The sequence below is a fragment of the Streptomyces botrytidirepellens genome (assembly GCF_003721215.1).
Lineage (GTDB): Bacteria > Actinomycetota > Actinomycetes > Streptomycetales > Streptomycetaceae > Streptomyces > Streptomyces himastatinicus.
In genome coordinates this window covers 1-6,461 of the sequence record NZ_RIBZ01000683.1, presented here as the reverse complement: position 1 = coordinate 6,461, position 6,461 = coordinate 1, and the positions used below count along the sequence as shown (strand labels likewise).

General features: G+C 69.7%; 4 protein-coding genes. 3 read left to right on the top strand and 1 reads right to left on the bottom strand.

Annotation, left to right across the window (positions count from 1 at the left end):
• Positions 1–100: 100 nt before the first annotated feature.
• On the bottom strand, positions 101–2,863 hold the full coding sequence (locus EEJ42_RS35650) for a penicillin acylase family protein (RefSeq protein WP_123106349.1): 2,763 nt from the start codon (positions 2,861–2,863) through the stop codon (positions 101–103).
• A 244-nt stretch (positions 2,864–3,107) separates the two neighbouring features.
• Here EEJ42_RS35650 and EEJ42_RS35645 point away from each other — a divergent pair, with 244 nt between their 5' ends.
• The 3 genes from EEJ42_RS35645 (at position 3,108) to EEJ42_RS35635 (ending at position 6,068) form a co-directional block, all read left to right on the top strand.
• Entirely contained in the window at positions 3,108–4,616 is a 1,509-nt protein-coding gene (locus tag EEJ42_RS35645; protein ID WP_123106348.1) for a potassium/proton antiporter, read from the top strand.
• A gap of 110 nt (positions 4,617–4,726) precedes the next feature.
• A complete protein-coding gene (locus EEJ42_RS35640; protein ID WP_123106347.1) occupies positions 4,727–5,107 on the top strand; it encodes an FmdB family zinc ribbon protein in 381 nt (126 codons plus the stop codon).
• A gap of 112 nt (positions 5,108–5,219) precedes the next feature.
• Complete coding sequence (locus EEJ42_RS35635) at positions 5,220–6,068, top strand: S-methyl-5'-thioadenosine phosphorylase (protein WP_123106346.1); 849 nt, start codon at positions 5,220–5,222, stop codon at positions 6,066–6,068.
• Positions 6,069–6,461: the final 393 nt, after the last annotated feature.

The window sequence follows — 6,461 nt, the reverse complement described above, 5'->3', positions numbered from 1 at the left end:
GGCGGGGCCGGAAGGTGCGCGGGCTCCCGCCCCCGGGCCGGGGGCGGGAAGGGCCCCCAGAGGGCCGTCTGAAGCCGCGGGTGGTGGCTCAGGGGACGCCTCAGGGGGTGAGGGCCAGCTGATCGTCGGTGGACTTGTCCACCGCGGTCTTGCTGAACGCCCAGGGCAGCAGCTCGCCCTTCGCCCACTTCTCGGTCTGGTCCGTGTAGTGCGCGTTGTAGGCGTGGCCGGAGGCGCCGGTGAGGTTGATCCACCGCGACTTGTCGAAGTTGTCGAGGTTGACGACCATCCGCATCGAGGGCACCCAGGTGACGTCGTAGCCGCCCGCCGCGTTCCAGCCGGTCGCGTTGACCGCCGCCTCGCCGCCCGCGAGGTCCCACGGGCCGCGGTTCAGCATCCACTGGACGACACCCGGGCCCTCGGTGCCCAGCGTCTGGTTCTTCAGCGTCAGCCGGTGCAGTCGGCCCCAGCTCCAGGTGTTGATGTTCTTGCCCAGCTTGGCGGTCAGCTCGGAGCGCGCGTCCTTCATGGCCTCGGCGAGCAGCTCGTCACGGTTGGTCGCACCCGGCTGGTTGCGGGTCCCGGCGGTCTTCCACCAGTCGTTGCCCGGTTCCTTGATGATCTTCCGTACGACCTCGTACCAGCGGTCGCCGCCGTCCGGCTGGGCCTCGTCGGCATCGCGCGTCCCGCATTCGCGCACCAGCCGGGTGTTGCCGTCCAGGTCCTCGAGCGGACCGGAGTCCTCGGCCGGCCGCACCCGCAGGCACTGCCCCTTGACCCGCAGTTCCTTGGGCATCTTCTCGCCGAAGGCGAGCATCAGGGTGTTGCGCCAGACGGCGTTGAAGTACGCGGCGGCCGCCGAGTCGGCGTCCTGCGTGTAGTCCCAGCCCTCCAGGAGCTTCTGGGCCTGGCGGACGAACGGGTCCTTGACGTTGATCTTCAGCAGGTACGGCGTCAACACCTTGGCGATCTCACTGCTGTTGTCCGTCTGGAGGGACTGCATGTCGTCCGTTGAGATCTTCCCGCCGTCCTTGATCTTGGATTCGATCAGGTCGGTGATGCGCTGGCTGCGCGCGCCGTAGCCCCAGTCGTCGGTCAGCAGGTACGGGTACTTCTTCTTGTCTATGACGGCCTGGTTGGCGGTGACGATGTAGCCGCGGTCGGGGTTGTACTCCCAGGGCAGCGCCGACTGCGGAATGAACTTCGACCACCGGTAGCGCGAGTCCCAGCCGGGCGCCGGGTAACGGCCGTCGCCGTTGGCGCGCACCGGGATCCTGCCCGGCGCCTGGTAGCCGATGTTGCCCTTGGTGTCGGCGTAGATGAGGTTCTGGGCGGGGACCGCGAAGTCGCCGGCCGCCTTGCGGAAGTCGTCGAAGTTCCGGGCACGGTTCAGCCCGAAGACCGCGTCCATGCTGTTGGACGGGGACAGCGCGGTCCACTTCAGGGCGACCGCGTAACCGTCGCCGCGGTCGGGCGCCACATCGTCGGCCCCGCTGCCGACCGGCGCGCTCTTGCCGACGTTCGTCAGCTCCTCGTCCCGGTCCGAGACGATCGGCCCGTTGTTGGTGCTGCGTACCGTGATCGTGCGGCTCTTGCCGCCCGCGACCTTGATGGTCTCCTCACGGCTGCGGAACGGGACCTGCTTGCCGTCGTAGAGGTAGTGCGACGCGGTGACCTTCTCCAGGTACAGGTCGCTGACGTCGGCACCCAGGTTGGTCATTCCCCAGCTGATGTCCTGGTTGTGGCCTATGACCACGCCGGGCATCCCGGAGAAGGTGTAGCCCGCCGTGTCGAACGGGCACTTGCTGGTGACCTGGTTGCAGTGCAGGCCCATCTGGTACCAGACGGACGGCAGCTGGGGCGCCAGATGCGGGTCGTTGGCGAGCAGCGGCTTGCCGGTGGTCGTGTGCCGCCCGGAGACGACCCACGAGTTGGAGCCGATGCCGCTTCCGTTGGGGCCCAGCAGCGCCGGAACCTTCTCCAGGGTCTTCGACATGGAGGTGAGCTGGCTCTGGAGGCCCTGGGCGGCCCCGTTGGCCCCGTTCACGGTGCCGGCCGCACCCGAGCTGCCCGTGCCGCCCGTCGACGTCGCCTTGGGGTCGAACTCGTCGGTGGCCTCGTCGAGCGCGCCGCCCTGGACGATCGGCTTGTTCCGGCTGTACGGATACGACGGGTACAGCTCTTCTATCTGCTTGGCGCTCAGCCGGCTCGACGCCAGGGCGCGGTCCACCTCTTCCTGCATGTTGCCACGCAGGTCCCAGGCCATGGCCTTGAGCCAGGCGACCGAGTCGACCGGGGTCCACTTCTCGGGCTTGTAGCCGTCGTGCTCGAAGCCCAGCGCCGCGTATTCGACCGACAGCGCCTTGCCCTCATGGTCCTTGAGGTAGGCGTTGACCCCGTCCGAATAGGCCCGCAGGTACTTCTTGGTCTCCGGCGACAGCTTGGTGTCGTATTCCTTCTGCGCCACCCGGCGCCAGCCCATGGTGCGCAGGAACGCATCGGTCTCCACCTGGCCGGAACCGAACATCTCCGAGAGCCGACCGGCCGTCATATGACGGCGGACGTCCATCTCCCAGAAGCGGTCCTGAGCCTGGACGAAGCCCTGGGCGCGGAACAGGTCCTCGGGTGAGTCGCCGTAGATCTGGGGTATGCCATGACCGTCGCGCTTGACCTGGACGGGATCGGAAAGTCCCTTGAGCTGGAGCGACCCCGTGGTCTCCGGGAAAGAGGCCCGCACGGTACTGATACTCCAGTACGTGCCGAAGCCGGTACCCCCCAAGAGCAGCAGCACGACTGCGATCACGATCAGGCGGAGACGTCGGCTCTTCTTCTTGGGAGAAGAGCCGGTTTTGTTGGCGGGCATCGCTGTCCTTCGAGGGGCAGGGTGATCCTGGAGTGCTGGAGCAACCATAGGCGCAGCGCTGTCGCCGCCCCTACGCGGAGTCATGACTGACGCCGTCCACCGGCCACCGGACCGGTCGGCCGCGCCTCCGCGGGCGGCCCGTGTGGAAGGCCCGCGTCAAGAACCCGTAAAATGTTAGGTAAGGCAATGAAGTTCCGGTCGGCCGGGAACCGTTCACATCGTCCCCGAAGGTCCCGCCGCTCACGTGAGAAAGGTTCGGCCCCTGACTGTCCACCACCTCAATGAACTGCTGCTGGTCTGCTCTCTCGTCCTGCTCGTCGCGGTGGCGGCCGTAAGGCTCTCGTCCCGCAGCGGGCTGCCCACCCTGCTCCTCTACCTCGGGATGGGCGTCGCCCTGGGCACGGACGGGCTCGGCGTCACCTTCGACAACGCCGAACTGACGCAGGTCATCGGCTACGCCGCGCTGGTGGTGATCCTGGCCGAGGGCGGTCTGGGCACCAAGTGGCGAGAAATAAAACCCGCGCTGCCGACGGCCGCCGCGCTGTCGACCGCGGGCGTCGCGGTGAGCGTGGGGGTCACCGCGGCGGCGGCGCACTATGGGGTGGGGCTGGACTGGCGGCAGGCGCTGATCATCGGCGCGGTGGTGTCGTCCACGGACGCGGCGGCGGTCTTCTCCGTGCTGCGCAAGGTGCCGCTGCCCAAGCGGCTCACGGGCATCCTGGAGGCCGAATCGGGCTTCAACGACGCCCCGGTGGTGATCCTGGTGGTCGCCTTCTCCAGCCAGGGCGCGATCGACCCCTGGTACCTCATGATCGGCGAGATCGTGCTGGAGCTGGCGATCGGCGCCGCCATCGGTCTCGCGATCGGCTGGCTCGGCTCGTACGCGCTGCGCCGGGTGGCCCTGCCCGCCTCGGGCCTGTACCCGATCGCGGTGATGGCCATCGCGGTCGTCGCCTACGCGGGCGGCGCGCTGGCACACGGCTCCGGCTTCCTCGCCGTCTACCTCGCCTCGCTTGTCATGGGTAACGCGAAGCTGCCGCACTGGCCGGCCACCCGCGGTTTCGCCGAGGGGCTCGGCTGGATCGCCCAGATCGGCATGTTCGTCCTGCTCGGACTGCTGGTGACGCCGCACGAACTGGCCGACGACATCTGGCCCGCCGTCGTGGTCGGCCTGGTGCTGACCGTCGTCGCCCGGCCCCTGTCGGTGCTGGTGAGCACGACGCCGTTCCGGGTGGCATGGCGGGAGAAGGCCCTGCTGTCCTGGGCGGGGCTGCGCGGCGCGGTGCCCATTGTGCTCGCGACCATCCCCATGGTCGGCGAGGTGCCCGACAGCCGCCGGATCTTCAACATCGTCTTCGTCCTGGTGATCGTCTACACCCTGATCCAGGGGCCGACGCTGCCCTGGTTCGCCACCCGGCTGCGTCTGGAGGAGACGGAGGGCACCGCGGACCTGGGCATCGAGTCGGCGCCGCTGGAGCGGCTGCGCGGCCATCTGCTGTCGGTGTCGATCCCCAAGGACTCCCGGATGCACGGGGTGGAGGTCGCCGAGCTGCGGCTGCCGCCGGGGGCCGCGGTCACCCTCGTCGTCCGCGACGGCTCCAGCTTCGTGCCCCTGCCCTCGACGGTGCTGCGGCGCGGCGACGAACTCCTGGTGGTGGCCACCGACCCGGTGCGGGACGCGGCCGAACAGCGGCTGCGGGCGGTCGGCCGGGGCGGCAAGCTGGCGGGCTGGCTGGGCACCGGCGGCGGCTGATGGCGTGGCATAGGTCACCGTGTGCCGTACCGCAGTGGACTGGCGGGCCGGAATACTGCACTATGGAGCGTCGTTAGCACTCAACGAGTGAGAGTGCCAGGAGGAAGTACGTGCCGACCTACCAGTACCAGTGCACCGAGTGCGGCGAGGGCCTCGAGGCGGTGCAAAAGTTCACCGACGACGCGCTCACCGAATGCCCCCAGTGCCAGGGGCGCCTGAAGAAGGTGTTCTCCGCGGTCGGCATCGTCTTCAAGGGCTCCGGCTTCTACCGGAACGACAGCCGCTCCTCGTCCAGCAGCTCGAGCGGCGGCTCGGCGAAGGCCGCGTCGAAGAGCGACGGCGGCTCGTCGTCGGACAAGGGCTCGTCCTCTTCGTCCTCCTCCTCGGACACCTCCTCGGGGTCGTCCTCGTCTTCGACGTCCTCGTCGTCCTCGTCGTCGACGTCTTCTTCGTCGAGCACCTCGTCGAGCAGCACCAGCTCGGCCGCCTGACCTCGCACGCACCGCGCGCCCCCGCCGCTCCCTCCCGGGAAGCCGCGGGGGTGCCGTGCGTCCGCCGCCCTGTGTCGGGGCGCCGTCGGCCACGGCTGGCTAGGGTGATCACATGGCTGAGACGAGCAGCACACCAGCAGACATAGGGGTCATCGGAGGGTCGGGGTTCTACGCCTTCCTCGACGATGTGACCGAGATCACCGTGGAGACTCCCTATGGCGCGCCGAGCGATTCGGTCTTCCTCGGCGACATCGCGGGACGGCGGGTCGCCTTCCTGCCCCGGCACGGCCGCAAGCACCATCTGCCGCCGCACCGGATCAACTACCGCGCCAACCTGTGGGCCCTGCGCTCGGTCGGAGTGCGGCAGGTGTTCGGACCGTGCGCGGTGGGCGGACTGCGGCCGGAGTACGGCCCGGGGACGCTGCTGGTGCCGGACCAGCTGGTGGACCGCACCAAGGGACGTACGCAGACCTACTTCGACGGTGAGCCGCTCCCGGACGGGCGGGTGCCGAACGTGGTGCACACGACCTTCGCCGACCCGTACTGCCCGGTGGGGCGGCAGGCCGCGGTGACGGCGGCCCGCGGACGCGGCTGGGAGCCGGTGGACGGCGGGACGATGTGCGTGGTCGAAGGGCCCCGCTTCTCCACCCGGGCGGAATCGCGCTGGCATGCCGCGCAGGGCTGGTCGGTGGTCGGGATGACCGGGCATCCGGAAGCGGTGCTCGCCCGTGAACTGGAGCTGTGCTACACGTCGTTGACGCTGGTCACCGACCTGGACGCGGGGGTGGAGACGGGAGAGGGAGTCTCGCACGCCGAGGTGCTGAAGGTATTCGGCGAGAACGTCGGGCGGCTGCGCGAGGTGCTCTTCGACGCGGTGAGCGGCCTTCCGGACAACGCCGACCGGGACTGTCTGTGCGCGCACGGGCACGACGGCTGGGATCTGGGGATCGAGCTGCCGTAGCCGGCGGGCTGGTGGGGCCTGGCGGGGGCTGATGGGGGCGCGCTGGGACGGATGCGCACGCGTGTGGGGGACCGAGTTGTCCACAAGGCGGCGGCCGTCCACAGGCCCCGGCGGGATCGGGCGAGGCCGGGCATGGTGAAGGGGCCAAAAAGCTCCCGGCTCCTCACGGCAGGCGGTGTTGTGCCATGTCCCGTCCCTTTCCTGCGTCCCCGTTCCCCGCGTCCCCGTCCCCCGCGTCTTCTCCGCCGACCCGCGCCACTCCCCCGGTCCGCGCGGTGCCGCGCTTCGGTCCCGTGCGGGTGGCGCGCGACGGCCGATACCGGCTGCGGCGGTCCGTGCGGCGACGGCGGCGCTCGATGGCGGCCGGGCTGGCGCTGACGGCCGCCGCGCTCG

Bases quoted from the DNA above. Each gene is read 5' to 3' on its own strand.
- EEJ42_RS35650 (WP_123106349.1), bottom strand. From the start codon at position 2,863: ATGCCCGCCAACAAAACCGGCTCTTCTCCCAAGAAGAAGAGCCGACGT.
- EEJ42_RS35635 (WP_123106346.1), top strand. From the start codon at position 5,220: ATGGCTGAGACGAGCAGCACACCAGCAGACATAGGGGTCATCGGAGGG.